Source organism: Achromobacter sp. Bel (assembly GCF_012928505.1).
In the GTDB taxonomy this organism is placed as follows: Bacteria; Pseudomonadota; Gammaproteobacteria; order Burkholderiales; family Burkholderiaceae_B; genus Achromobacter.
The window spans coordinates 1-23,286 of record NZ_JABBJN010000028.1 but is presented as its reverse complement, the minus strand read 5'-3'; the positions used below and the strand labels follow the sequence as shown (position 1 = coordinate 23,286).

24 protein-coding genes are annotated in these 23,286 nt (G+C 67.0%); 13 read left to right on the top strand and 11 right to left on the bottom strand.

Annotated features, from left to right (window positions below; all coding sequences use genetic code 11):
* Positions 1-238 precede the first annotated feature (238 nt).
* Complete coding sequence (locus tag HG262_RS18065; RefSeq protein WP_169272321.1) at positions 239-991, top strand: lytic transglycosylase domain-containing protein; 753 nt, start codon at positions 239-241, stop codon at positions 989-991.
* A gap of 57 nt (positions 992-1,048) precedes the next feature.
* Here the strand turns inward: HG262_RS18065 and hemL are convergent, their stop codons facing one another.
* Genes hemL through HG262_RS18050 form a run of 3 tightly spaced genes read right to left on the bottom strand, consistent with a single transcriptional unit; the run spans position 1,049 to position 3,803 of the window.
* Positions 1,049-2,326: a glutamate-1-semialdehyde 2,1-aminomutase gene (gene hemL, locus HG262_RS18060; protein ID WP_169272320.1), complete on the bottom strand. Its 1,278-nt coding sequence runs from the start codon at positions 2,324-2,326 to the stop codon at positions 1,049-1,051.
* Positions 2,327-2,331: 5 nt separating this feature from the next.
* A complete protein-coding gene (gene thiE, locus HG262_RS18055; protein ID WP_169272319.1) occupies positions 2,332-2,997 on the bottom strand; it encodes a thiamine phosphate synthase in 666 nt (221 codons plus the stop codon).
* The gene (locus tag HG262_RS18050) at positions 2,994-3,803 is read right to left on the bottom strand and encodes a hydroxymethylpyrimidine/phosphomethylpyrimidine kinase (RefSeq protein WP_348984402.1); all 810 of its coding nucleotides are present in this window, start codon (positions 3,801-3,803) and stop codon (positions 2,994-2,996) included. Before HG262_RS18050 ends, thiE begins: the two co-directional genes overlap by 4 nt.
* A 156-nt stretch (positions 3,804-3,959) precedes the next feature.
* Here HG262_RS18050 and HG262_RS18045 point away from each other — a divergent pair, with 156 nt between their 5' ends.
* The 6 genes from HG262_RS18045 to HG262_RS18020 all read left to right on the top strand — a co-directional run bounded on the left by HG262_RS18045 (position 3,960) and on the right by HG262_RS18020 (position 8,252).
* The gene (locus HG262_RS18045; protein WP_003814980.1) at positions 3,960-4,124 is read left to right on the top strand and encodes a rubredoxin; all 165 of its coding nucleotides are present in this window, start codon (positions 3,960-3,962) and stop codon (positions 4,122-4,124) included.
* A 154-nt stretch (positions 4,125-4,278) separates the two neighbouring features.
* A complete protein-coding gene (locus HG262_RS18040; protein WP_006226628.1) occupies positions 4,279-4,866 on the top strand; it encodes a YqgE/AlgH family protein in 588 nt (195 codons plus the stop codon).
* Positions 4,859-5,260 carry a Holliday junction resolvase RuvX gene (gene ruvX / locus HG262_RS18035; RefSeq protein ID WP_105560434.1) on the top strand — a complete coding sequence of 134 codons (402 nt, stop codon included), beginning with the start codon at positions 4,859-4,861 and terminating at the stop codon, positions 5,258-5,260. The genes HG262_RS18040 and ruvX overlap by 8 nt, the downstream gene beginning before the upstream one ends.
* A gap of 21 nt (positions 5,261-5,281) precedes the next feature.
* Positions 5,282-6,205, top strand: a complete 924-nt coding sequence (locus HG262_RS18030; protein WP_169272318.1) for an aspartate carbamoyltransferase — start codon at positions 5,282-5,284, stop codon at positions 6,203-6,205.
* Positions 6,202-7,512 carry a dihydroorotase gene (locus HG262_RS18025; RefSeq protein WP_169272317.1) on the top strand — a complete coding sequence of 437 codons (1,311 nt, stop codon included), beginning with the start codon at positions 6,202-6,204 and terminating at the stop codon, positions 7,510-7,512. Before HG262_RS18030 ends, HG262_RS18025 begins: the two co-directional genes overlap by 4 nt.
* Positions 7,509-8,252 (top strand): lysophospholipid acyltransferase family protein, encoded by a 744-nt coding sequence (locus HG262_RS18020; protein WP_169272316.1) that lies wholly within the window; start codon positions 7,509-7,511, stop codon positions 8,250-8,252. The genes HG262_RS18025 and HG262_RS18020 overlap by 4 nt, the downstream gene beginning before the upstream one ends.
* A gap of 741 nt (positions 8,253-8,993) precedes the next feature.
* Here the strand turns inward: HG262_RS18020 and HG262_RS18015 are convergent.
* On the bottom strand, positions 8,994-9,887 hold the full coding sequence (locus tag HG262_RS18015; protein ID WP_169272315.1) for a LysR family transcriptional regulator: 894 nt from the start codon (positions 9,885-9,887) through the stop codon (positions 8,994-8,996).
* 213 nt (positions 9,888-10,100) lie between these two features.
* On the opposite strand from HG262_RS18015, the gene HG262_RS18010 reads away from it, so the two are divergent.
* The 6 genes from HG262_RS18010 (at position 10,101) to HG262_RS17985 (ending at position 15,052) form a co-directional block, all read left to right on the top strand.
* Positions 10,101-10,775 (top strand): RraA family protein, encoded by a 675-nt coding sequence (locus tag HG262_RS18010; RefSeq protein ID WP_169272314.1) that lies wholly within the window; start codon positions 10,101-10,103, stop codon positions 10,773-10,775.
* Positions 10,772-11,989 (top strand): aminotransferase class I/II-fold pyridoxal phosphate-dependent enzyme, encoded by a 1,218-nt coding sequence (locus tag HG262_RS18005; protein ID WP_169272313.1) that lies wholly within the window; start codon positions 10,772-10,774, stop codon positions 11,987-11,989. Before HG262_RS18010 ends, HG262_RS18005 begins: the two co-directional genes overlap by 4 nt.
* A 65-nt stretch (positions 11,990-12,054) precedes the next feature.
* Positions 12,055-12,882 (top strand): ABC transporter substrate-binding protein, encoded by an 828-nt coding sequence (locus tag HG262_RS18000; RefSeq protein ID WP_169272312.1) that lies wholly within the window; start codon positions 12,055-12,057, stop codon positions 12,880-12,882.
* Between the two features lie 28 nt (positions 12,883-12,910).
* On the top strand, positions 12,911-13,612 hold the full coding sequence (locus HG262_RS17995) for an amino acid ABC transporter permease (protein WP_169272311.1): 702 nt from the start codon (positions 12,911-12,913) through the stop codon (positions 13,610-13,612).
* A 1-nt stretch (position 13,613) separates the two neighbouring features.
* Complete coding sequence (locus HG262_RS17990; protein WP_169272310.1) at positions 13,614-14,330, top strand: amino acid ABC transporter permease; 717 nt, start codon at positions 13,614-13,616, stop codon at positions 14,328-14,330.
* Entirely contained in the window at positions 14,327-15,052 is a 726-nt protein-coding gene (locus HG262_RS17985) for an amino acid ABC transporter ATP-binding protein (RefSeq protein ID WP_169272309.1), read from the top strand. Before HG262_RS17990 ends, HG262_RS17985 begins: the two co-directional genes overlap by 4 nt.
* A gap of 593 nt (positions 15,053-15,645) precedes the next feature.
* Here the strand turns inward: HG262_RS17985 and HG262_RS17980 are convergent.
* The 7 genes from HG262_RS17980 to HG262_RS17950 all read right to left on the bottom strand — a co-directional run bounded on the left by HG262_RS17980 (position 15,646) and on the right by HG262_RS17950 (position 23,243).
* Complete coding sequence (locus HG262_RS17980) at positions 15,646-16,479, bottom strand: symmetrical bis(5'-nucleosyl)-tetraphosphatase (RefSeq protein WP_169272308.1); 834 nt, start codon at positions 16,477-16,479, stop codon at positions 15,646-15,648.
* Complete coding sequence (gene lptG / locus HG262_RS17975; RefSeq protein WP_169272307.1) at positions 16,476-17,654, bottom strand: LPS export ABC transporter permease LptG; 1,179 nt, start codon at positions 17,652-17,654, stop codon at positions 16,476-16,478. The genes HG262_RS17980 and lptG overlap by 4 nt, the downstream gene beginning before the upstream one ends.
* A gap of 91 nt (positions 17,655-17,745) precedes the next feature.
* Positions 17,746-18,468 carry a monofunctional biosynthetic peptidoglycan transglycosylase gene (gene mtgA, locus HG262_RS17970; RefSeq protein WP_169272306.1) on the bottom strand — a complete coding sequence of 241 codons (723 nt, stop codon included), beginning with the start codon at positions 18,466-18,468 and terminating at the stop codon, positions 17,746-17,748.
* Positions 18,469-18,473: 5 nt separating this feature from the next.
* Positions 18,474-19,337, bottom strand: coding sequence for a shikimate dehydrogenase (gene aroE / locus HG262_RS17965; RefSeq protein WP_169272305.1), 864 nt, complete (start codon positions 19,335-19,337; stop codon positions 18,474-18,476).
* Positions 19,334-20,266 (bottom strand): TonB family protein, encoded by a 933-nt coding sequence (locus tag HG262_RS17960; RefSeq protein WP_211187492.1) that lies wholly within the window; start codon positions 20,264-20,266, stop codon positions 19,334-19,336. Before HG262_RS17960 ends, aroE begins: the two co-directional genes overlap by 4 nt.
* 117 nt (positions 20,267-20,383) lie before the next feature.
* Positions 20,384-21,472, bottom strand: coding sequence for an ABC transporter ATP-binding protein (locus HG262_RS17955; RefSeq protein WP_169272304.1), 1,089 nt, complete (start codon positions 21,470-21,472; stop codon positions 20,384-20,386).
* A complete protein-coding gene (locus HG262_RS17950; protein ID WP_169272303.1) occupies positions 21,465-23,243 on the bottom strand; it encodes an iron ABC transporter permease in 1,779 nt (592 codons plus the stop codon). The genes HG262_RS17955 and HG262_RS17950 overlap by 8 nt, the downstream gene beginning before the upstream one ends.
* Positions 23,244-23,286 lie beyond the last annotated feature (43 nt).

Here is a 23,286-nt window from a genome sequence, read left to right as displayed (position 1 = left end):
AGCCTCTCCTGCCTGGCGCGCGACGGCGGTCAGGTTCATTCATTTGGTAAATAAACGAAATATTGCGACATATTCTATAGTAATCGTCCGACGTATGCCGTAGTTTTGGCCCTGTTTTACACAGGGAAATCGAGCAGCGGCGCCGGACTAGGGCGTAGGGGCGAGCGACAAACCGGGTGCATCGCCGCAGCATAGGGGCTCGCCAACCCGTCTTCGGACGCCGCCTCCGCCCCGCCCCATGCGCCGACATCCCCTTTCTCTCCTGCCAGCCTTGCGCGCCTTCGCGGCGCGGGCCGGGGGCATGGCGGCAATGGCGGCCTTGGCGGCGGGTGCGCTGGCGCTGGCGCCCGCCGGCTCTGCCCAAGCCAGCGAGATCTATCGATACAAAGATCCGTACGGCGTCTGGCGCGCCATGAAGGTGCCCACGGGCTACGCCAAGTATTACAAGCGCGCGCAAGCCCGGACCACCTGGCGGGGCAACGGCATTAAAGCCTGCCTGGACTGCCCCCCACAGGCTGGCGATGGCGCGCGGTTGACCGCGATGGCGCCGACCTCGCGGGCCTTGCGTTGGGGCGACGCCAAACCGTCCACCGCCCATGACGGGCTGATTGCCCGCGCGGCGCAGGATTCGGGCGTGGATGGGGCCTTGCTGACCGCCGTCATCGCGATCGAATCGGGCTTCCGCAGCGATGCGCGGTCGCCCAAGGGGGCGCTGGGCCTGATGCAGCTGATGCCGGCAACGGCGGCGTCGGTGCTGTCGGTGGACGATATCGAGCGCGCGCTGGTGGACCCGGCGACGAACGTGCGGGCGGGGTCGCGCCACCTGCGCCGGCTGATCGACCAGTACCCGGGCCGTCTGGACCTGGCGCTGGCCGCCTACAACGCGGGGGAAGGCGCGGTGCGCAAGTACGATGCCGTGCCGCCCTACGCGGAAACCCAAGCCTATGTCAGGGACGTGACCGCCCTGTACGAGCGCTACAAGACGCCCTGAGCCAGAACGCGCCGGCCGGACGCCCGGTCAGGCGACTCAAGCCGGCCGCTCCGCCGCTTACATTGCGGCGAAGACCTTTTCGGCAATGTCCAGCGTGGAGGCGATCACGGCGTCATCGTGCGTGGCCGAGACGAAGCCCGCTTCGAACGCGGACGGCGCGAAATGCACGCCGTGGTCCAGCATGGCATGGAAGAAGCGGTTGAATGCCGCCGTGTCGCACGTCGAGACTTCCGCGAACGAGGTCGGGACCTGGTCGCTGAAGTAGATGCCGAACATGCCGCCCACGGAATCGGCCGAGAAGGCCAATCCGGCGGCGCGGGCGCGTTCTTGCAGGCCCTGGGCCAGCTTGGCGGTCTGGGCGGACAGCTTGTCGTAGAAGCCGGGCGCCGCGATCAGGCGCAGCGTGGCCAGACCGGCCGCGACTGCCACCGGGTTGCCCGACAGCGTGCCGGCCTGGTAAACCCCGCCCAGCGGGGCGATGTGCTTCATGATTTCAGCGCTGCCGCCGAAGGCGCCCACCGGCATGCCGCCGCCGATCACCTTGGCCAGCGTGGTGATGTCCGGCTTGACGCCGGTCAGGCCCTGCACGCCCTGGGGGCCGACGCGGAAGCCTGTCATCACTTCGTCGAAAATCAGCAGCGCGCCATGTTGCGTGCAGACCTCGCGCAGGCCTTCCAGGAAGCCCGCCGCCGGCTTGATCAGGTTCATGTTGCCGGCGACCGGCTCGACGATGATGCAGGCGATGTCGGCGCCATGCTGGGCGAAGGCCTGGCGCACGGCATCCAGGTTGTTGAATTCAAGCGTCAGCGTGTGCGACACGAATTCCGGCGGCACGCCCGCCGAACTGGGGTTGCCGAAGGTCAAGAGGCCCGAACCGGCCTTGACCAGCAGGCTGTCCGAATGGCCGTGGTAGCAGCCTTCGAACTTCACGATCTTGGCGCGGCCGGTGGCGCCGCGCGCCAGGCGGATTGCCGTCATGGTGGCTTCGGTGCCCGAGCTGACCAGGCGCACCTGCTCCAGCGAGGGCAGGCGCGAAATCAGCACTTCGGCCAGTTCGATCTCGGCTTCGGTGGGGGCGCCGAACGACAGGCCGTTGACGGCGGCTTCCTGCACCGCGCGCACCACTTCAGGGTGCGAATGGCCCAGGATGGCCGGGCCCCAGGAGCCCACGTAATCGATGTACTGCTTGTCGTCCGCGTCCCACACGTACGGGCCTTGCGCGCGCTTGATGAACCGCGGCGTGCCGCCGACGGAGCGGAAAGCGCGCACGGGCGAATTGACGCCGCCGGGGATGCTGCGGCAGGCGCGTTCGAAAAGCTGTTCGTTACGGGACATGGCGTTCAAGGCTTGCGGTTGGGGTTGACGGTAAAGGGCGCCGAGCAGGCCGCGGCGGCGGCCCGGATGCTGGGCGCTTCGAAAAGTCCGGTGATGACGGCGACAGCATCGGCGCCCGCCTGGGCCACCAGCAGCGCGTTGTCGGGCGTGATGCCGCCGATGGCGACGACCGCGGGCCGGGGCGCATCGCGCTCTTCGACCAGGCGGCGGGCTTCGGTCAGCACCGACAGCGGCGCGCGCACGGTGTCCGGCTTGACGGTCGAGGCGAACATCGCGCCGAAGGCGATGTAGTCGGCGCCGGCGTCCAGCAGGTCGCGGGCACGGGACAGGTCGTCGTAGCTGGAGCCGCCCAGGATCAGGTCGGGGCCGGCTTCGGCGCGGATGCGCGCCAGGCTTTCGTCTTCGCGGCCGACGTGGGCGCCGTCGGCGCCCACCTCCAGCGCCAGGCGCCAGTCGTCATTGATCAGGAACACGATGCCCAGCTCGCGGCACAGCGGGGCCAGCGCACGGGCCTGTTCGGCGCGCACCGCATCGGGCACGTTCTTGCGGCGCAGCTGCAGCGACCGCATGCCGCCGCTGGCGGCTATGCGCACGGCCTGCATCAGGCGGTCGGTATCGTCCCATTCAGGGGTGACGCCATACAGGCCGGCGGGAAAACGCAGCGGTTTCATTGCGGTTGGATCCGGTTGGGGATGCGCCGGCCCATGCCCGGCAGGAAGCTGGCGGCCACCGAGGCGTCGGCGTGCGCCAGGCCCTGGCGCACGGCTTCAGGCATTTCCAGCCCGCGCGCCAGCATGGCGGTGATGGCGGTGGCGGCCAGGCCGCCGGCGTCGCCGTTGCGGTCCGGGGGCGCCTGCCATGGCCAGGTGTGCGTCTGCCCGCTGGGGCCCAACAGCACGTTGGCGTAGTGGCCGGGCCGTTGCGGGCTGCCCAGCACCAGCACCCACTCCGCCCCGGCCGCCACCAGCGCGTGCATGGGTGTCGGTGCGTCCCCGATATCGATGTCGCCGTCGGCGTGCCACTGCGCCAGGCGCAGGTGTTCGATGACCAGCAGATCGGTTTGCGGCAGCACCAGTTCCAGCGTGGCGGCCAGCAGGTCGTCGGCGTCGTCCTCGTCGGCGGCGTCCGCCGGCAAGGGTGCTCGCTGGCCCAGGTGCAGCACGAGCGGGACCTGGCTGTAGTCGGCGGCGACCTGTGCGGCCACGCTTGCCGTTTCAGCGGTGTATAGTCCGCCCACCTTGATCGCCTGCACGGACATGTCTTCCAGCAGGCAACGGGCCTGATCGTCCAGCAAATCGGGCGAAACAGGGTGGATTTCTTCGATGCCGGCAGTGTCCTGCACGGTCAGCGCGGTAACGGCCGCCAGGCCGTGACAGCCCAGGCGGGCGCAGGTGACGGCATCCGCAGGCAAACCGTCGGATCCCGAGGGATCGAGCGGGCCGAAGACCAAAACGAGAGGGGGAGTAACGGGGGCCACGTGGACAGCGCTTGAGTGAGGGTGCCCGGACTCATTTTGAGGTGAATCAGGGGAACCCCTATTGGGTTTCGGTAAGATTGTCCCCATTCTAATGGAAGCCCCCCACCTTTGCCCCGCCATGGGGATCAAGGCCGGGAATTGATGTAAGAGAGAACTATGCGTACTTGGATGTGTCTGATTTGTGGCTGGGTCTATGACGAAGAGGCCGGCCTGCCCGACGAGGGCATTGCCCCCGGCACCCGCTGGGAAGATGTGCCGCCGAACTGGGTCTGTCCCGAATGCGGCGCCCGCAAAGAGGACTTTGAATTGATGGAAATCTGAACCCGATCCGCTGACCTATTCCGCCAGGGCTCGTACGATGGGGCAAGCCCCATCCCTCGTAACCGCAGGACGGTCTGCCGCCAGGCAAGCATGGCCGCCGCGCGCAAGCGCGCCCCGTCCTCGGTTCTTTCAGACTACCCATTAAGGGGTTGCCATGACGGAAAAACACCACGAAGCCGCCTCGACGCAGGCGGCGAACTTTGCCAACCAGTTCCTGATCGCCATGCCGGGCATGGTCGAGGGCAGCCTGGCCGGTTCTGTCATCTACGTATGCGAACACACCGAGCGTGGCGCGCTGGGCCTGGTCATCAACCGGCCTACCGACCTGACGCTGGGCACCCTGTTCGAACGCATTGAGCTGACGCTTGAGATCGGCCCCGTCAAGGACACGCTGGTTTTCTTCGGCGGCCCGGTGCAGACCGACCGCGGCTTTGTGCTGCATGCGCCCGCGGGCGACTACAGCTCCAGCATCAAGATGGGCGCGATGGCGCTGACGACTTCCCGCGACGTGCTGCAAGCCGTGGCCGATGGCAACGGGCCCGCCCGGATGCTGGTCACGCTGGGGTACGCGGGTTGGGGCGCAGGCCAACTGGAAAGCGAAATGGGCCAGAACGCCTGGCTTAGCGTCGGCGCCGACGATCACATCATTTTCGATGTGCCTCCCGAAGACCGTTACCCGGCCGCCTTGAAGCTGCTGGGCATCGATCCGGTCATGCTGGCGGGCGACGCGGGCCATGCCTGAAGAAACCCTGCTTGGCTTTGATTTCGGCGAAAAGAAGATCGGCATCGCCATCGGCAACACGCTGACGCGCCAGGCGCGTCCGCTGGAAATCATCTTCAGCGAAATCCGCGATGCGCGTTTCGGCCGCATCGCGGCGCTGCTGCAGGAATGGCAGCCCCACCGCGTGATCGTCGGCCTGGCGCTGGACGCCGATGGCGGCGAACAACCCGCCACGGCGCGTTGCCGGCGTTTCGCCAACCAGTTGCACGGCCGTTTCGGCATTGCCGTCGAACTGGTCGACGAACGCGGCTCCAGCATGGAGGCCCAGCGCCTGCTGGGTACCCACGCGGCCGACGACGCGATGGCGGCGGCTGTTATCCTGCAACGATACCTCGACACCCTGCCTGCGTCCTGAAGCACGCGGCCCGGCCTGCCTATGCTCAATCCGCAACTTGATCGCCGCGGCGAACTCATTCATCTGCTGACAACGGAAGGGTTGCCGCGGCGCCATGTCGAGCGCCTGCTCGAGGCGGCTCGCGCACGGGCTGCGGGCGAGACGCCGGCCGCCACGCCGCAGCCCGTGTTCCTTTTCCTGCCCGACGACCCAGCCTGCCGCGACGCCTACGCGGACGCAGCCACGCGCCTGTCCCTGCTGCCTGTCGTCCTGGATGCGCAAGACGCCGGTTCCGAGCCGGGCGATGGGCTGGCCCAGACCGTATCCGGCCTGGCGCCCGGCATCCTGGTGCTGCGTCATGCGGCAAGCGGTGCGGCCCATTGCGCGGCGAAGCATGCCGCGCCGGGGCTGCGCGTCGTCAATGCCGGCGACGGCCGGCATGCGGACCCGCTGCCGGCGCTGGCGCTGGTGCAGGCGATGCAGGACATCAAGCAAGACCTGACGAATCTGGCCGTGACGCTGGTGGGCGATATCCGTCATTCGCCGGTAGCGCGCTCGGTGATCCACGCGATGACCACGCTGGGCGTGCCCGAAGTGCGTGCCGTTGCGCCGCGCACGCTCTTGCCGGACAACCTGCCGCAGCTGGGCGTACGCGCGTGCGCCACGCTGCAGGAAGGCTTGCAAGATGCCGATGTGGTCATCGTGCTGCCTCTGGACGTCGAACGGATCAGCGGCGCGCTGCTGCCGTCCGCGCGGGAATATGCCCAGTTTTACGGCGTGACGCCTGCCGCGCTGGCGGCGGCCAAGCCCGACGCGCTGCTGCTGCCCGCCGGCGCGCTGACGCCGGGCGTGGAAGTGGATGGCGACGTGGCCGCCAGCCTGCCGCCCATCGAGGCGCAATTGGCCGGGCTGCTCCAGCCCTTGCGTCTGGCCGCCCTCCACGTATTGGCCGGAGACGCGCCATGAGGCTGCACATTGCCAACGGCCGGCTGATCGACCCCGCCAACGGGGTGGATGGGCGGTATGACATTTATACGGCCGATGGCCGCGTAGTGGCCGTGGGCGCGGCGCCGGACGGCTTTCAGGCCGACCGCGTGCTGGATGCCGGCAGCCTGGCCGTGCTGCCGGGCCTGGTCGACCTGTCCGCCCGGGTCTTGCAGCCCGCGGGGGCGGGCAGCGTGGCCACGGGTTCCGCGTTTGCGCCCGCCGAGTTGCGCGCGGCGCTGGCCGGGGGCGTGACCCGTCTGGTGCTGCCGCCCGGGCCCGACGCCGCGCTGGACGAACCGGGCAAGGTCGACGCGCTGATGCGTCAGGCCGAAGCGGGCACGGTCCGCGTTCACCCGCTGGGCGCGATGACCGTGGGGCTGGCCGGCGAGACGCTGGCGGAAATGGGCCTGCTCGCGCAGGCGGGCTGTATCGCCTTCGCGCAGGGCGAGCACGGCATTGCCGACACGCGCGTGCTGTGGGGCGCGATGCGCTATGCCAGTGGCATGGGCCGCACGTTGTGGCTGCGTCCGCAAGATCCCTGGCTGGCGCGCGGCGCGGTGGCCGCCAGCGGCGCCTACGCCGAGCGCCTGGGGCTGGAAGGTCTGCCGCCCCAAGCGGAAACCGTGGCGCTGCAAACGATCTTCGAGCTTTCCCGCGCGACCGGCGCCCGCGTGCACCTGACCCGGCTGTCCACGGCGGCGGGGCTGGAACTGCTGCGCGCGGCCAAGCGGGAAGGGCTGCCTGTCACCGCCGATGTGTCGGCCCACAACTTGCACCTGACCGACGTCGACATCGGCTTTTTCGATACGAATTTCCATTTGTCGCCGCCGCTGCGCGGCCAACGCGACCGCGACGCCATTCACGCGGCGCTGGCGGAGGGGCTGGTCGACGCCTTGTGCTCCGACCACACGCCGGTTGATGCTCGGGCCAAGGCGGCGCCGTTCCCGGCGTCGGCCCCCGGCGCAACGGCGCTGGAATTGCTGCTGTCGCTGACGCTGAAATGGGTGCGCGACCGCCGCCAGCCGCTGATCGATGCGTTGGCCCGCGTGACGTCGGGCCCGGGCGCCGTGCTCGGCCGGATGACGCCCGACGCGGCGCTGGCGGGCCAGTTGGGCGTGGGCGCGCCAGCGGATCTGTGCCTGGCAGACCTGGACGCCGAATGGCTGGTGATGCCGGCTTCGCTGCAAAGCCGCAGCGCCAGCACTCCGTTCGCGGGTATGATGCTGCCCGGTCGGGTACGCGCCACCGTGGTCGGTGGCCGGCTGGCCTGGGAGACTTCCGTTTGAAGCTGCTGCGCTTTGTCCTACGGCTGGCACTGGTGCTGCCTTTGATCGTTTTCGGCCTGTTTTGCGTGGGAGCGGTCTATCCCTTCCTTCGGCCACAATCCCGTGCATGGCTGAACCGCACCTGGTCCCGGGCGTTGATGGCGGCCTGTGGGTTGCGGGTCGTCTTCAAGGGCGAACCGCGCATGACAGGGCCCGTGCTGCTGGTGGCGAACCACGTTTCCTGGATCGACATCTTCGTCCTGAATTCCGCGCGTGCGACGTCGTTCGTGGCCAAGAGCGAAATCCGCAGCTGGCCGGTGATCGGCTGGCTGGTGGCGGGGGCGGGCACGCTGTTCATCGAACGCGGCCAACGCCACGCGGTGCATGCCATGGGGGAGTCGATGCAAGCCCGCTTCAAGCAGGGCGATGCAGTGGGATTGTTCCCCGAAGGCACGACGACCGAAGGTTTCGACCTGCTTCCTTTCCACGCCAGCCTGTTCGAACCGGCGCGGTCGGCTGCGGTGGAAATCCAACCGGTGGCGTTGCGTTTCCTGCGTGACGGCAAGCGCGATGGATTCGCCGCGTTCGTCGGCGAAGAAAGCCTGGTGGCGAATCTTTGGCGGGTAATGGGGACGACGGGGCTGTCTGTCGAGGTGGTGTTCTTGCCTGTGTTGGCGGCAAGACATCCTGATGGGAGTTTGCCGACCCGGCTGGAGTTGTCGCATCAGGCTCGGGATGCGATTCTTGGGGTGCTTGCTTAGTTTTTTTGGCGGTTTGTTGTTCTTCGTAGGTCGCCCGTCGGCGCTATCGCCATGACGGCGCGCGCCCACGATTGCGGTCCGGAGCCTTCGCTCCGGACGTTCCCGTCGTCATCCTCGTCCGCCTTCGGCTCCCTTCGGATTCCCTCGGGCGCATCAAGGTTGCGCGTCGTCATGGCAATAGCGCCGACGGGCTGCCTGTGTTGGGGCTTGGGGCGCTGTCAGGTTCCCGATTAATGACGAGTGCTGCGGGGCCCGCCGAATTGCAGCCGCGCGGGCGGCTGCAATTGGCATACGCATCGTGTGTCGTTGGTGCGATGACCGCTTGCGCGCAATCCATCATGGGTCATACAACGGCGATAGGTCACACGCGGGATGCAACCAGCATCCTCACGACGCAAGACGACGCGTAAGCTCCCAAAGGCCGCCTGCGCGGCCGGCCGGGAGCGGGCCCCGCAAGATCCTCCACCATTCCCCCATGCTGGCGAGAACCCTAAGCAAACCGTTCTGCCCGGCTGACGTCAAATTGCATCTGACCGAGCCCGTCGCGGCGGTCCCCCGGGGCGTGCGGGGAGTCGATAAGCCCGAGGGAATCTGAAGGCAGTTGCCGTAGGCAACAACGAAGATGACAACGGGGCAGTCCGGAGCGAAGGCTCCGGACCGCAATCGTTGACCCGCACGCCCCGGGGGACCGCCGTGACGGGCGTCTCAAGAACCCAACCCCCAAGCCACCCAAACACCCCCCTACTGCCACCCCCCCGAAAACTCACAACAACTCTTCGCCAGTTCCGCCACGCTTTCACAAAACGCCACGTCTGCGTCTCGGCGGAACATTGCGCTGTAGACCGATTGGGGCGGCGCCGTGCTGGTCCGCGCAATCACCAGCTGCCGCTTGCTCACCATGTCCGCGAAGTAATCCCGCGGCAGGCAACTCACCCCGAAGCCCGCTGCGGTCAGGCCCGCCATGGCGATCAGGCTGTTGATCGTGAAGATGTTGCTGGCCGGCGTATGCGGGCGCAGCCAGCCGTCGTAGATCATGTTCAGGCCGGACTCGCGGCTTTGGCGCAGCAGCGGCAGGTGGGCGATGTCGGCGGGGGTATAGATTCGGCTGGCATCGATCATGTCGGGGCTGCCCATCCACGCGAATTCCAGGCGTTGCAGCGCCACCACCTGCAAGTTCGGTTCGGCGAATTCGCCGTGCAGGAACGCCATGTCCAATTGGCCCGCCTGCAGGCGCTTGAGCAGGTCGGCGCCCAGGTCGATGTGCGGCTCCAGCGTGATGCGGGGGTAATGCGCGCGCAGCAGGCGGATCAGGGCGGGCAGCCAGGTCATCGCCGTGATCTCGGTGATGCCGAAACGGAAGGTACCGGTCAGCGTGTGCTGCCCCTTCAGGCGGACCAGCAAGCGGTCGCGGTGGCCCAGCATCTCTTCGGCCAGGGCATACACCTCGTGGCCGCGCGCGGTCAGTTCCGCGCGGTGGCCGGAGCGGTCGAAGAGGGCCACGTCGAAGTCCGCCTCCAGCTCCTGGATGCGCTTGGTGATGGCCGATTGCGTGGTGTGCAACTTCTGCGCCGACGCCGAAAACGTGCCCAGGCGGACGGTCCAGTACAGGGCTTCGATTTGTTTGAAAGTCAGCATGCGGCGGGGCTGCCCAGGGTGAGGTTCATTCCGAAATTTCGCTAAGGGCTAACCCTTATATTCCTAAAAGCGATTGGGTTCGTGGAAATTTAATCCCTTTTTCCGAAACCGAAAAGCTCGCACCATGCGATCTGATTCATTTCCCGGCTGGCCGGGGCCGGGAAAGCGTTCCGGGCCTGCGGCGGCCTTCGACTCAGGAATTTGCAGATCGTCATGGCCACTATCCTTACCGGCGCACGCCAATTGCCGGCTTCCCCCGTCGCTCCCGCCGCTATTCTTGAAGCGCTGGCCGGCATCGTCACGCCCCACCTCAGCGACAATCTGGCGCGCCGCGAGGGCATTTCGGGCCTGCGCCGCTACAACGGGCGCGGCAAGCTGGTGGGCACCGCGTTGACGGTCAAGACCCGTCCCGGCGACAACCTGATGATCTACAAGGCGATGATGCAGATCCAGCCCGGCCACGTGCTGGTGGTGGACGCGGGCGGCGACCTGTCCAACGCCGTGCTGGGCGAAATCATGAAGCGCTATCTGCAGATCCACGGCTGCGCCGGCGTGGTTGTGGACGGCGCGATCCGTGACGTGGCTGCGTTCGAAGCCGACAGCTTCCCTTGCTACGCGCGCGGCCATATCCACCGCGGTCCCTACAAGGACGGCCCGGGCGAGGTCAATGTGCCCGTGTCCATCGGCGGCCAGGTGATCCTTCCCGGCGACATCCTGGTGGGCGACGAAGACGGCCTGGTCAGCTTTCCCGCCAGCGAGGCGGAAAGCCTGATCGCCGCGGCGCACGCGCATGCCGCCAAGGAAGAACGCATCATGGCCGAGATCGCGGGCGGCGACCGGACGCAAAGCTGGATGCAGGCCGCTTTTGCCGCCAAGGGGCTGGCATGAGCGGCGTCGACACCCTGTTCCTGGCCGACCGGGCGCGCGCCATCAAGCCATCGCCCAGCATGGCGGCCAAGACGCGCGTCGACCAGTTGCGCGCCCAGGGGCGCGACATCATCGACTTCACCGTCGGCGAACCCGACCTGCCCACGCCCGCCCACATCGTGCAGGCCGGCATCGATGCGTTGAACAGCGGCGATATCCGCTATACCGCGTCCGCCGGCGCCAGGCCGCTGCTGGAAGCCGTGCGTGCCAAATTCCAGCGCGAGAACAGCCTGGACTACGGGCTGGACGAACTGATCGTCGGCGTGGGCGCCAAGCAGCTGATCTTCACCGCGCTGGCCGCCACCGTGCAGGCCGGCGACGAAGTCATCATCCCCGCGCCGTACTGGGTGTCGTACCCGGACATGGTGCTGGTCAACGACGGCACGCCCGTGGTGCTGGCCTGCCCGGAAGCGGACGGCTTCAAGCTTACGCCGCAGGCGCTGGAAGCCGCGATCACGCCGCGCACGAAGTGGGTGCTGTTGAACACGCCCAGCAATCCGACCGGCGCGATGTACGGCGCGGACGAGCTGCGGGCGCTGGGCGAGGTGCTGGCGCGCCATCCGCACGTCTGGCTGATGACCGACGAGATCTATGAACACCTGGCCTATGGCCAGGCGCGTCACGCATCGCCCGCCGCGGTGGTGCCCGCGTTGGCGGCGCGCACCCTCACCATCAATGGCGTCTCCAAGGCGTACGCGATGACGGGCTGGCGGCTGGGCTATGCGGGCGGCCCCAAGCCGCTGATCAAGGCGATGGCCACGCTGATTTCTCAAAGCACCAGCTGCGTCAGCGCCATCAGCCAGTCGGCTGCGCGCGTGGCGCTGACCGCCGACCAGCGTTGCGTCAGCGAGGCGGCGGCCGTGTTCCACCTGCGCCGCGACCGCATCGTCGCGCTGCTGAACGCCGTGCCGGGCATCCGTTGTCCGCAGCCGCAGGGCGCGTTCTACGTCTATCCGTCCGTTGATGGCCTGCTGGGCAAGCGTACGCCGGCCGGACGCGTGCTTGAGACCGATCTGGACGTGGTGATGTACCTGTTGGACGAAGCCGGCGTCGCGGTGCTGGACGGCGCGGCCTACGGCCTGTCGCCCTATCTGCGCCTGAGCTTCGCCACGTCCATGGAAAACATCGAAGAAGGCTGCCGCCGCATCCGCGAGGCATGCGCGGCCTTGCGTTGAACGCCCGCTTGTTGAAAGTCCATTTCGTCCGCCGTACCCATACCTATATTCCAAGGGGAAACACCATGAAGACCACCATCGCCACTTTTGTCGCCGCCATCGGCCTGGCCGCCACGCTGGCGCCCGCCGCGCATGCGGACACCGTGCAGGACATCAAGGCGCGCGGCAAGTTCATCTGCGGCACGATGGGCACGGCCGAGCCCTTCAGCTTCCAAGACCCCAAGACCCGCGCCATCGTGGGGTACGAGGTCGATATGTGCCAGGCCGTCGCCGACAGCCTGGGCGTGCCGCTGGAACTGAAGCTGATCGCCGTGGAAGCCCGCATCCCCGAGCTGATCGCAGGCCGCGTCGACGTCGTGGCCGCCAACCTGGGTTGGAGCCCGGAGCGCGCGCAGCAGATCGATTATTCGCACCAGCATTTCGTGAGCCTGCAGAAAATCCTGGCGCGCGATTCGGAAAAAGACTTGAAGGCGCCCGCCGACCTGGCCGGCAAGCGCGTCAGCGCCGTGCGCGGATCGTCGTCGGAGCAGGGCGCGCGCAAGAACATCCCCAATGTCGATCCCGTGACTTTCAAAGATCCCAGCGGCGCCTTCCTGGCCTTGCAGCAGGGCAAGGTCAGCGGTTTCGTCGGGTCTGAGCTGATGCTGGTGAAGCTGCAGCATCAGGCGTCGAGCAGCGCCGTGCCGGTCAAGATCCTGGAACCCGCGCTGTTCGTCGAACCCTGGGGCATGGGCGTGCGTAAAGGCGACACCGCCATGCTGGCCCAGGTGAACAAGGTGCTGGACGGCATGGAAGCGTCGGGCCAGGCCACGAAGATTTTCGACAAGTGGTTCGGCACCGGCACGCAGTTCAACATGAAGCGCGACTTCCGCATCGAAGCCATCAAGGGTTGACGCGCCGCGCGCGCTGGAGCCTTTCTCGATGCATTACGTTTTCGACTTCAACGCCATTTTTCAGGGCGAGTATCCGGCATGGCTGTTCAGGGGGTTCATCACCACCCTGGCGCTGGCCGGGCTGGCCTGGATTCTGGCGTTCTTCGTGGGCAGCCTGCTGGCGGTGATCCGCCTGACGGGCTCGCCCGTGGCCAACGGCGTGATCGCGGTGTACGTCGCGTTCCACCGCAACGTGCCCATGCTGGTGCACATCCTGTTCTGGTACTTCGGCGTGCCGGCGCTGCTGCCGCAATTCGCCACCGACTGGCTCAACAGCCACGGCAGCGAATTCATCATGTCGTGCATCGCGATTTCGCTGGTGATGTCCGCCTATATCTGTGAAGACCTGCGCAGCGCCGTGCGTGGCATCCCGCCGGGCCAGGTCGAGGCGTCGCGGGCGCTGGGCCTGGGTTTTCTGCAGACCATGCGCAAAGTCATCTTGCCGCAGGCCTTCCGCATCGCGATCCCGCCGCTGCTGAACCAGACGCTGCTGCTGTTGAAGAACACCAGCCTGGCGATGGCGATCGGCGTGACGGAACTGACCGCCGCCGGACGCGAAGTCGAGAACTACACGTTCCGCACCTTCGAGGCTTATGCGGTGGTGACGGTCATCTACCTGGTGCTGTCGTTCATCATCATGGGCGGCGGCGCGCTACTGCAACGACGCTACCGTCCGCTGGGGGCGCGCTGACATGTGGGACATACTGAAAGACAACTGGCTGCTACTGCTGATCGGGCAGTACCCGCACGGACCGGTGGGCGGCCTGGTCGCCACCTTGGGCCTGGCCGCGATCAGCCTGGCCCTGGCGCTGCCCTGCGGCGTGCTGCTGGCGCTGGGCCGCATCAGCCCCTACCGCATCTTCTACTGGCCGTCCTCGGCCGTGGTCTATCTGGTGCGCGGCCTGCCGCTACTGATGTTCATCTTCTGGGCGTATTTCTTCGTGCCGCTCATCATCGGCCGGCCCGTCGCGGGCACCACGACGATGGTGGTGGCGCTGGTCTGCTACGAAAGCGCCTATCTGGCCGAGATCATCCGCGCCGGCATTCAGGCGCTGCCTTCCGGCCAGCAGGAAGCCAGCCGCGCGTTGGGGCTGTCCTATATGCAGACGATGCGGCGCGTGATCCTGCCGCAGGCGCTCTACAACATGCTGCCCAGCATGCTGAGCCAATTCGTGTCGACGGTGAAGGAAACATCACTGGCCTATGTGATCAGCGTGCAGGAACTGACCTACGCCGCGAACCAGATCAACAGCGTGCTGCTGACCAAGCCGTTCGAAGTGTTCGGGTTGCTGGCGATGACCTATTTCATCCTGAATTTTGGCCTGAGTTCATTGGTGCACCTGACCGAACGACGTATCGGCAGACGGCGCGCCGGGCTCACGGCTGCCCCTAAAGTGGTGCCGACATGATTCGATTTTCCCAAGTGCAGAAGTGGTACGGCGATTACCAGGCGCTGGCCGATGTGACCGAGCAAGTGACGCAAGGCGAGGTCGTGGTGGTGTGCGGCCCGTCCGGCTCCGGCAAGTCCACCCTGATCCGCACCGTGAACCGGCTGGAGCCGATCCAGAAGGGCGTCATCGAGGTGAACGGGCAGGACATCTACGGCCCCAAGGTCCACCTGGACCAATTGCGCAGCCACATCGGTTTCGTATTCCAGCAGTTCAACCTGTTCCCGCACCTGTCGGTGCTGGAAAACCTGATGCTCGCCCCGCTGCAACTCAAGCGCGCCCGCCGCCCCGAAGCCCGCGACCGCGCGCTGCAATTGCTGGAACGCGTCGGCCTGGCGCACAAGGCGGACGCCTATCCTGCCCAGCTGTCAGGCGGCCAGCAGCAACGCGTGGCCATCGCGCGCGCCCTGGCGATGAACCCGCCAGTGATGCTGTTCGACGAGCCGACCAGCGCGCTGGACCCGGAGATGGTGGGCGAGGTGCTTCAGGTGATGAAGGGCTTGGCGAAAGACGGCATGACGATGGTGTGCGTGACCCACGAAATGGGATTCGCGAGAGAAGTCGCGGATCGGGTGTGGTTCATGGATGCCGGGAGGATTGTGGAGACGGGGACCCCGGAGGGGTTCTTCAGTCGACCGGCGACGGTGCGAGCGCAGAAGTTCTTGGCCGAGATTCGGCATTAAGGGGTGGTCTTTTTTGCGGGCGGCTGAGGGTTCTTAAGACGCCTGTCGCCGGGGAAAGTCGAGTTTTTTAGGTTCTGCTCTCCGGAGGTGAGGGATAGGAAGATCTTGCGGTGCCCGCTCCCGGCCGGCCGCGCGGGCGGCCTTTGGGAGCTTACGCGTTGTCTTGCGTCGGGGTGTTGGCGTCGTAGGATGGGTGGAGTGCGTAGACAACAACTCCCTGCAAGCGCGCAAGCGACCACACCCCCGACGCCCCACATCACGTATGCCGATTGCAGCCGCCTGCGCGGCTGCAACTCGGCGGGCAACGCAGCACTCGTCACTAATCGAGGATCTAGCAGCGCCCCAGCCCCAGACGGCGGTAGCCCGTCGGCGGTGTCGCCCTGACGGCGCGCAACCTTGATGCGCCCGAGGGAATCCGAAGGGAGCCGAAGGCGGACGAGGATGGCAACGGGGCAGTCCGGAGCGAAGGCTCCGGGCCGCAATCATGGGCGCGCGCCGTCAGGGCGACAGCGACGATGGGCGACCTACGAAGCGCCAAGACTCGCCAGAAAAACGAGCCAGAAAAACGAGCCACTAAAACAGCAGAATCCCAATCACTCAGACAACGGATTCTGAAACTGCGAACACTTCACCTGCACCAGTTTCCGATCCTGCAACCGTAACGCCGTCAACGCTCCCCCCCACACGCATCCGGTGTCCAGGCAGATCACGTCCGGCCGCTGCAATAACCCCAGCGTCGACCAGTGCCCGAAAACCGTCGTGATGTCCCGGGTGGCCCGGTTCGGGACGTCGAACCATGGCACCAGGCCCGGGGGCCAGGCGCCCGGGGCGACCTTGGTTGCGAATTCCATGTGGCCGTTCGGCGTGCACAGGCGGATCCGCGTCAGCGCATTGATGATCACCCGCATCCGCTTGCCGCCCTTGTGGTCTTCCTTCCACGTGGCCGGCTCGTTGCCGTACATCTTTTGCAGCGCCTTTTGCCAGTTCGGGCCGCGCAGCGCGTCTTGCACCTCGGCGGCCAGGGACAGCGTTTTGGCGACGTCCCATTTTGCCAGCGTGCCCGCGTGTACCAGCAGGTGGCCTTGCTCGAAATGGGCCAGCGGACGGAACCGCAGCCAGTTGATCAGGTCAGCCGCGTCCGGCGCGCGAAGGATGTCTTCGAGCGTGTCCGATTTCGACGGCTTGCGCACCCCGGCCGCGGCGGCCAGCAGGTGCAGGTCATGATTGCCCAGCACCGACGTCGCGCGGTCGCCCAGGTCGATGATGCGACGCAGGGTCTCCAGCGACTGCGGGCCGCGGTTGACCAGGTCCCCGGCGAACCAGAAGCGCGACTGCGGGTCGCCGACCAGATCGGGGTGGGACAGCAAGCGATCCAGCGGCGAGCAGCACCCCTGCACGTCGCCGATCATCCAGATACTGCCGTTCATGCGGGACTTTTGCTCCAAGGCCAGCGTTGTTGGACGAACCGGGTAAAGGTGTGGCGGTATTCCATGTAGCTCATGGCGCCCAGCGCCAGCGCCATGGCCCCGATGTTCGGGCCCAGGGCGGTCAGCCAGGGCGGCCACTTGCCCAGCATGCCTACGTTCAACGCCAGCTGGTTCAGCATGAAGAAGCCCACGCCCAGCAGGATGCCGATGAAGACCTTGGCGCCGACGCCGCCGCGGCGGGTCTGCATCAGGCCGATCGGCGCGGCAATCGTGATCATCACCAGCAACGTGAACGGATAGGCCAGTTTGCGCCACAGGGCGACCACCTGTCGACCATATTGCAGCTGGTTGTCGCGCAAATACTCCACATAGTCCAGCAAGGTGACGATGGACATGCGTTCAGGGGTCAGCACGCGGGCCAGCAGGCGTTCGGGGCTGAGCGTCGTGTCGACCGTGCGTTCGGGCACCTTCACCACGTTGGCAGGCGGGTTCTTGGGCGGGCGGGCGTTGGCCAGCGCTTCGGAGGCGTCATTGTCCAGCCGGGTTTCGGCCACGTCCTTCAACACCAGGTCGCCGTGGGCGAACAGGCCGGTGGGCGCCGTGGACAAGACGGAAAGCGTCAGGTCTTTCTTGAATTCGTACAGGGTGATGTTGGCCACCTGGCCGTCGCCCTTGAGTTCGCCGATGTTGATGATGCGGGTGCCGCCGTTGGCCGTGGGTTCCTTGAACCAGTAACCGCTCTTCAAACGGTCGCCGCCGGCCTTGCCGCGGAACAGCAGGTTGGCTTCGCCGCTCTTGATCTCGGCCCATGGGGTGACGTATTCGGACAGCAGGGCCGCGCCGATCATCAGGGGGATGGTGACGACCCACAGCATGCGCAGCAGCCGCATGCCGCTGACGCCCGAGACGCGCAGGATGACGAGCTCATTGCGCTGCGCAAGGCCGGCCAGCGCCAGGATCGCGCCGATCAGCAGCCCGATGGGCAGCAGGTCGTACAAGCGGGTGGGAATGGCCAGCGCCTGCATGTAGAGCAGGGCCATCATGGAGAACTTGTCGCCCACGTTGTCCAGGTCGTCCACCAGCGCGAAGAACGTGAAAAGGCCTAGCAGGGCCATAAGGACCACTGCGCAAGAGCGATAGATCTCGCGGGCCAGGTAGCGACGTGCGGTACGCATGAAAAGGATAGGGAGCGCGTAAACGTGAAAGCTTAACAAATCCCGCCGCTAAGGGTGGGGAATGCCGGGCGCAACGGCGGGCTTTCGGGTATCAGGGGATGTCGACCATCTGCATCCGCCGCGTCAGGACGCCCACGCGGGAGTTCAGGTAGTTGGAATTGCGGCGGCTGTCATAGAAGCGGGGGTTGGGCAGCATGGCGGCCAGCCGGGCGGCCTGGCTGGCGCCCAGGTTGGCCGCCGTGGTGTTGAAGTAGTGCTTGGAGGCCGCCTGCGCCCCGAACACGCCCACGCCCCATTCGGCCACGTTCAGATACAGTTCCAGAATCCGTTCCTTGGTCATGACGTGTTCGATCATATAGGTCAGGACCAGTTCCTGGCCCTTGCGGATATAGCTGCGCGAACTGGACAGGAACAGGTTCTTGGCCAACTGCTGGGTGATGGTGGAGCCCCCGCGCATCTTGCTGCGGCCCGCCTCTTCCTGGCGCTGGTTGTACTCCCAGGCTTTGCGGATGGCGTCCCATTCGATGCCGTCGTGCCCGGTGAAGTTGGAGTCCTCCGAGGCCACCACCGCGCGCTTGAGGTTGCGGTTGATCTTGTCGTAGGGCACCCATTCGTATTGCAGCTTGAAATCCGGGTTGCCTTCGCGCAGGCGGGACAGCTCTTCGCGCATGATCGCGCTGCTGCCGGGGTCGCGGTAGTTGTACCAGACCACTTGGGCGAAGAGCCAGAATTGGTACAGCAGGATCAGGCACACCAGCGCCATCAGGACGCCGGTTGTGATCCGGAACCACGATCGGCCCTTGCGCGTCGCCATGCTGCTCAGTGTCCCGCCATGAGCGCCTCGCGCAGCGCCGCCAGCACGGGGGCCGGGTCGGGGCGCACGCCATGCCAGATGAAGAAACTCTCGGCGGCCTGGCCCACCAGCATGCCCAGGCCGTCGGCCGTCAGCGCGGCGCCGTCGGCCCGTGCCTGTTTCATGAAGGCGGTCGGTTGGGCGCCGTACATCATGTCGTAGCCCGCCGCGCCGTCGGCGTACAGGCCGGCCGGCAAGTCGGGCGCGGCATCCTGCAGGCCGCTCGCGGTGGCGTTGACGACCAGGTTCCAGCCGCCCGGCAAGGCGGTGTCGGCCAGCCCGCCAGCGGTGACCCGGGTCTGCGGCGACACCCCGGAACTGCGCCAGGCGTCGGCCAGTTCCAGCGCCTTGGCGGCCGTGCGGTTGACGATGTGCAGGCGGGCGCAGCCGGCTTCTGCCAGGGGCTGCAGCACGCCGCGGGCGGCGCCGCCCGCGCCCACCAGCAGCACCGACGCGCCGTTCAGGCGCACGCCCAGGCGCAGCAGGTCGGATACCAGGCCCACGCCGTCCGTGTTGCAGCCGTGCCAGGCGCCCTCACGCCAGGACAGGGTGTTGACCGCGCCGGCCAGCCGGGCGCGGGAGGACAAGCGGCCCGCGGCCAGCGCGTAGGCGTCCAGCTTGAAGGGCACGGTGACATTCAGGCCCAGCCCGCCTTCGGCCACGAATGCGGCGGCAGCTTCGGCAAAGCCGTCCACCGGTGCCAGCAGGCGCTCATAGCGCAGCGGCTTGCCCGTCTGCCGGGCAAACAGGTCGTGGATTTGGGGCGAGCGGCTGTGCGCGATGGGATTGCCGATGACGGCGTAGCGGGCAAGAGGGGGCGCCTCGGTCATGGGGCTTGTGTTTCCAGGGTGTCGTTGACGAAATGCCAGGTGCGGGTGATGACCAGCACGTCGGTGTCGCGGGCGATATCGGGTGGGAACGGGGGGAAGGGGGCGGCCAGTTGGACGATGCGGCGGGCCGCCTGGTTCAGCACGGCGTGCGGCGACGGCTGGTCGATCTCGACATTGGCGATGCTGCCGTCGCTGCGGACCGATACCGTAATGCGCAGCGAGCCGTAGATGCGCCCGCGCGCCTCGTCCGGGTAGTGCTGGGTGCCGACCGCCTCGATCCGGGTGCGCCAGGCGTCCAGATACGCGGCGTAGCGGGAGGCCTCGGCCGACGGGGCCACAAACTGCTTGCGGGGCTCGGCGCTGTATTGCTGCACCCGGGCGGCCAGGGCGGCGACCTGGGCGTTCTGGATCACGCTGGCCTGGTCCTGGGAATCCTGCCCCAGGTCGGTCCCGTCCGGCCAGGGGTTGACGGCCTGCCGCTCGGCGCCGGCTTTCTCCGGCGAGCGCAGCTGGGTCATCAGGCGGGTCTGTTCGGCTTCCAGCTGCACTTGCCGGCGGCGCATGGCTTCCAGCACGATCGTTTCGGCGGAGGCGCCCGTCTGGGGCAGCGGGGTGGTGGTCATGCCGCGGTCGGCGTTGCCGCCGCCGCTCATCTGGTTTTGCGCCTGGGCCCGGGGCGTGTCCGGCGGCGTTTCGCTGCGGGCGTTCAGCAGCACGACTTCCAGGCTGGTCACGGGGGGGCGGGTAAAGGCGGGCGCGCCGAAGCGCCACGCCAGCGCGCCGGCGTGCACCAACAGCGATATCGCGATGCCGATCCGCAGGTAGTGCTGGGCGGGAGCGCCCAGCCACCGCAGGTAACGGCTTAGCGGGGAGGGGGAGTCAGGGCGTTGCACGGACGCATTGTAAGTCGAGTCCACCTTGCCCGGCATGCGGGCCAACGGCTTGTAACAGCTATTGGACGGCAAGCCGGGGGGCCGTCCGCGTGCAGGACGGGTCCGGCCGCGTGCGCCAGGGGCGGGCCCCCGCGTGCAGGCGGCCGGGGGGGGTCACGCCGTCTTGCGCGGGAAGACCCAGACCTTGCTGGCGGGCAGCGCCAAGCGGCAGGGGCCGGGTTCGCGGCCTTCCGGGCCGTAGGCGCGCAGGGCCAGCGTGTTGGCGGGATCCGCGTCCGGGGTGCGGAACAGGTATTCCCACCGGTCGCCCAGGTACATGCTGGTCAAGAGCGGCATGTCCAGGTGGTTGCCGTCCGGATCGTCCGCCAGGCGCACCTGTTCCACCCGGATCACCGCTGTGCCGTCCTGGCCTTGGGTCACGCCTTCGCCGGCCTTGCCCCAGAGGGCCCAGCCGCGACCCTCGATGCGGGCCTGGCCGTCGCGCACTTCCGTGACCTTGCCTTCCAGCCGGTTGTTGCTTCCCATGAATTCGGCGGTGAAGAGCGTGGAGGGCGAGCCGTACATTTCCTGCGGCGTGCCCTGCTGTTCGATCTTGCCGTTGTTCAGCAGCAGGATGCGATCGGAAATCGCCATGGCCTCGCTTTGGTCATGGGTCACCATCAGGGCCGACAGCCCCAGGCGGATGATCAGTTCGCGCAGGAAGGCGCGGGCCTCTTCGCGCAGCTTGGCGTCCAGGTTGGACAGCGGCTCGTCCAGCAGGATGACGGGCGGGCTGTACACCAGTGCGCGGCCGATGGCCACGCGCTGCTGCTGGCCGCCGGACAGCGCGTGCGGATGGCGCTGGCCCAGCTTGCCCAGGCCCAGTTGGTCCAGCACGGCCTGCACGCGGTCGCGTACCTCGGCCGAGGGCACCTTGCGCAGCTTGAGCGGATAGGCCACGTTTTCGAACACGGTCTTGTGCGGCCACAGCGCGTAGGACTGGAATACCAGGCCCAGGTTGCGCTCTTCGGCGGGAATCTCTTGGCGGGCGCCGCCGTCGTAGACGATGCGCTCGCCGATGGTGATGCGCCCGCGCTTGGGGCCTTCCAGGCCGGCCACGGCGCGTAGCAAGGTCGTCTTGCCGCTGCCCGAGGGCCCCAGCAGGGACACCACTTCGCCCTGGCGCAGTTGCATCGACACGCCCTTGAGCACCGGGTTGTCGCCGTAGTCCAGGTGCAGGTCTTCTACAGAAAGCTCAATCATGAAGTTTGACTCCGAATCGCAGGGCGATGCCCAGGCCGATCACGACCAGAACGATATTGATGAAGGAAAGCGCGGCCACGATGTCGATGGCGCCCGAGGCCCACAGCGACACCAGCATGGAACCGATGGTCTCCGTGCCGGGCGACAGCAGATACACGCCCGTGGAGTATTCACGCTCGAAGATCAGGAACATCAGCAGCCATGAACCGATCAGGCCGTACTTGGCCAACGGCACCGTGACGTGGCGCGTGACCTGGCCTCGGCGCGCGCCGGCGCTGCGGGCGGCCTCTTCAAGTTCTGGCCCCACCTGCAGCAGGGTCGATGAGATCAGGCGCAGGCCGTAGGCCATCCACACCACCGTGTAGGCTAGCCAGACGCTGAAAATGGTGCTGCGCATGGCGCGCAGCCATTCGATGAAGTTCTCGCGCAGCCATTCGGCGAACGGCAGGGCGGACAGCCAGCCGTTCTCGTCCACGTCCAGCGCGTTGTCCAGCCACATCGGCACGAACAGGAACACCCACAGGAACGCCAGGCCGGCCAGCAGGCCCGGCACGGCGCGCGGCACCAGCACGCTGTAGTCCATGAAGCGCGTGATGTTGTCGGGCTTGCGGTGCATGGCCAGGCCCACGAACATGTAGCACATCACCGCCAGCGCGCCGCCGAACACCCCGATGGCCACCGAGTTCACGATGGCGCGCATCAGGTTGGGCTGCGCGAACACGGTGCGGAAGGCGTCCAGCGACAACACGTCGAACAGCGACACGCCCATGCCCCAGTTGGACACGAAGGCCCGCAGCAGCACGCCCAGCAGCGGCACCACGATGGTGACCAGCAGCCAGAAGGCCACGACGGCGCCCGCTACCCAGCGCCACTTGCCCAGCGGCAGCGGACGGGCGCGCGAGGCCTTGCCCTTGACGGTGACGAAGCGGTTCGCGGTGCGCATCAGTCGGCGCTGCAGCATGACCAGCGGAATCGTCATGCAGATCAGGATCACGGCCACGGCCGCCATCAGGTGGTAGGACGGAATGCCCAGCTTGTTCGTCAGCTTGTACAGATAGGTGGCCAGCACCAGGTTGCCTTCCGGGTCGCCCAGCACCAGCACCAGGCCGAATACCTCCAGGCCCAGGAAGAACAGCAACACGGTGGCGTACAGCATGGCCGGGCGCACCATCGGCAGGCTGACCGACACCATCACGCGCAGCGGCGAGGCGCCGGTGACGCGGGCGGCCTCTTCCACGTCGGAACCCATGCTGCGCAGGGCCGACGAGATGTACAGGTAGGCGTGCGGCACATGCGTCAGGCCGGCGATGATGACGATGCTGGTCAGCGAATAGACGTTCCAGGGCACGAAGCCCAGGATGTTCTGCGCCCAGATCGAGAAGAAGCCCACCGGGCCGGCGGCCACGACGTAGCCGAAGCCCAGCACCATCGGCGACACGAACACCGGCACCAGGATCATCGGCTCGATCCAGCGGCGGCCAGGCAGGTCGGTGCGGATCATCAGGAAAGCCAGCATGCCGCCCAGCGGGATGGCGATGATGGCCAGCCCGAAGGCCAGGATGAAGCCGCTTTTCAGCGCCTTGTAGAAATCGGGGTCCGCGAAGATGAAGCGGAACGCGTCCAGGCTGAAGACCTTGGACGGGGCAAAGAAAGGCGCGGAGAGAAAGCTCTGGACGATGATGAAGGACAGCGGCACGTAGATGGCCAGTGCCGTGATCAACACCACCACGCCGCGCGGCAGGGACTGCCATTTTCTGCGCAATGACTGCATGGGGAAATCCTGTTGTCGAAAATGACGCGACGGTCGCGCCGCC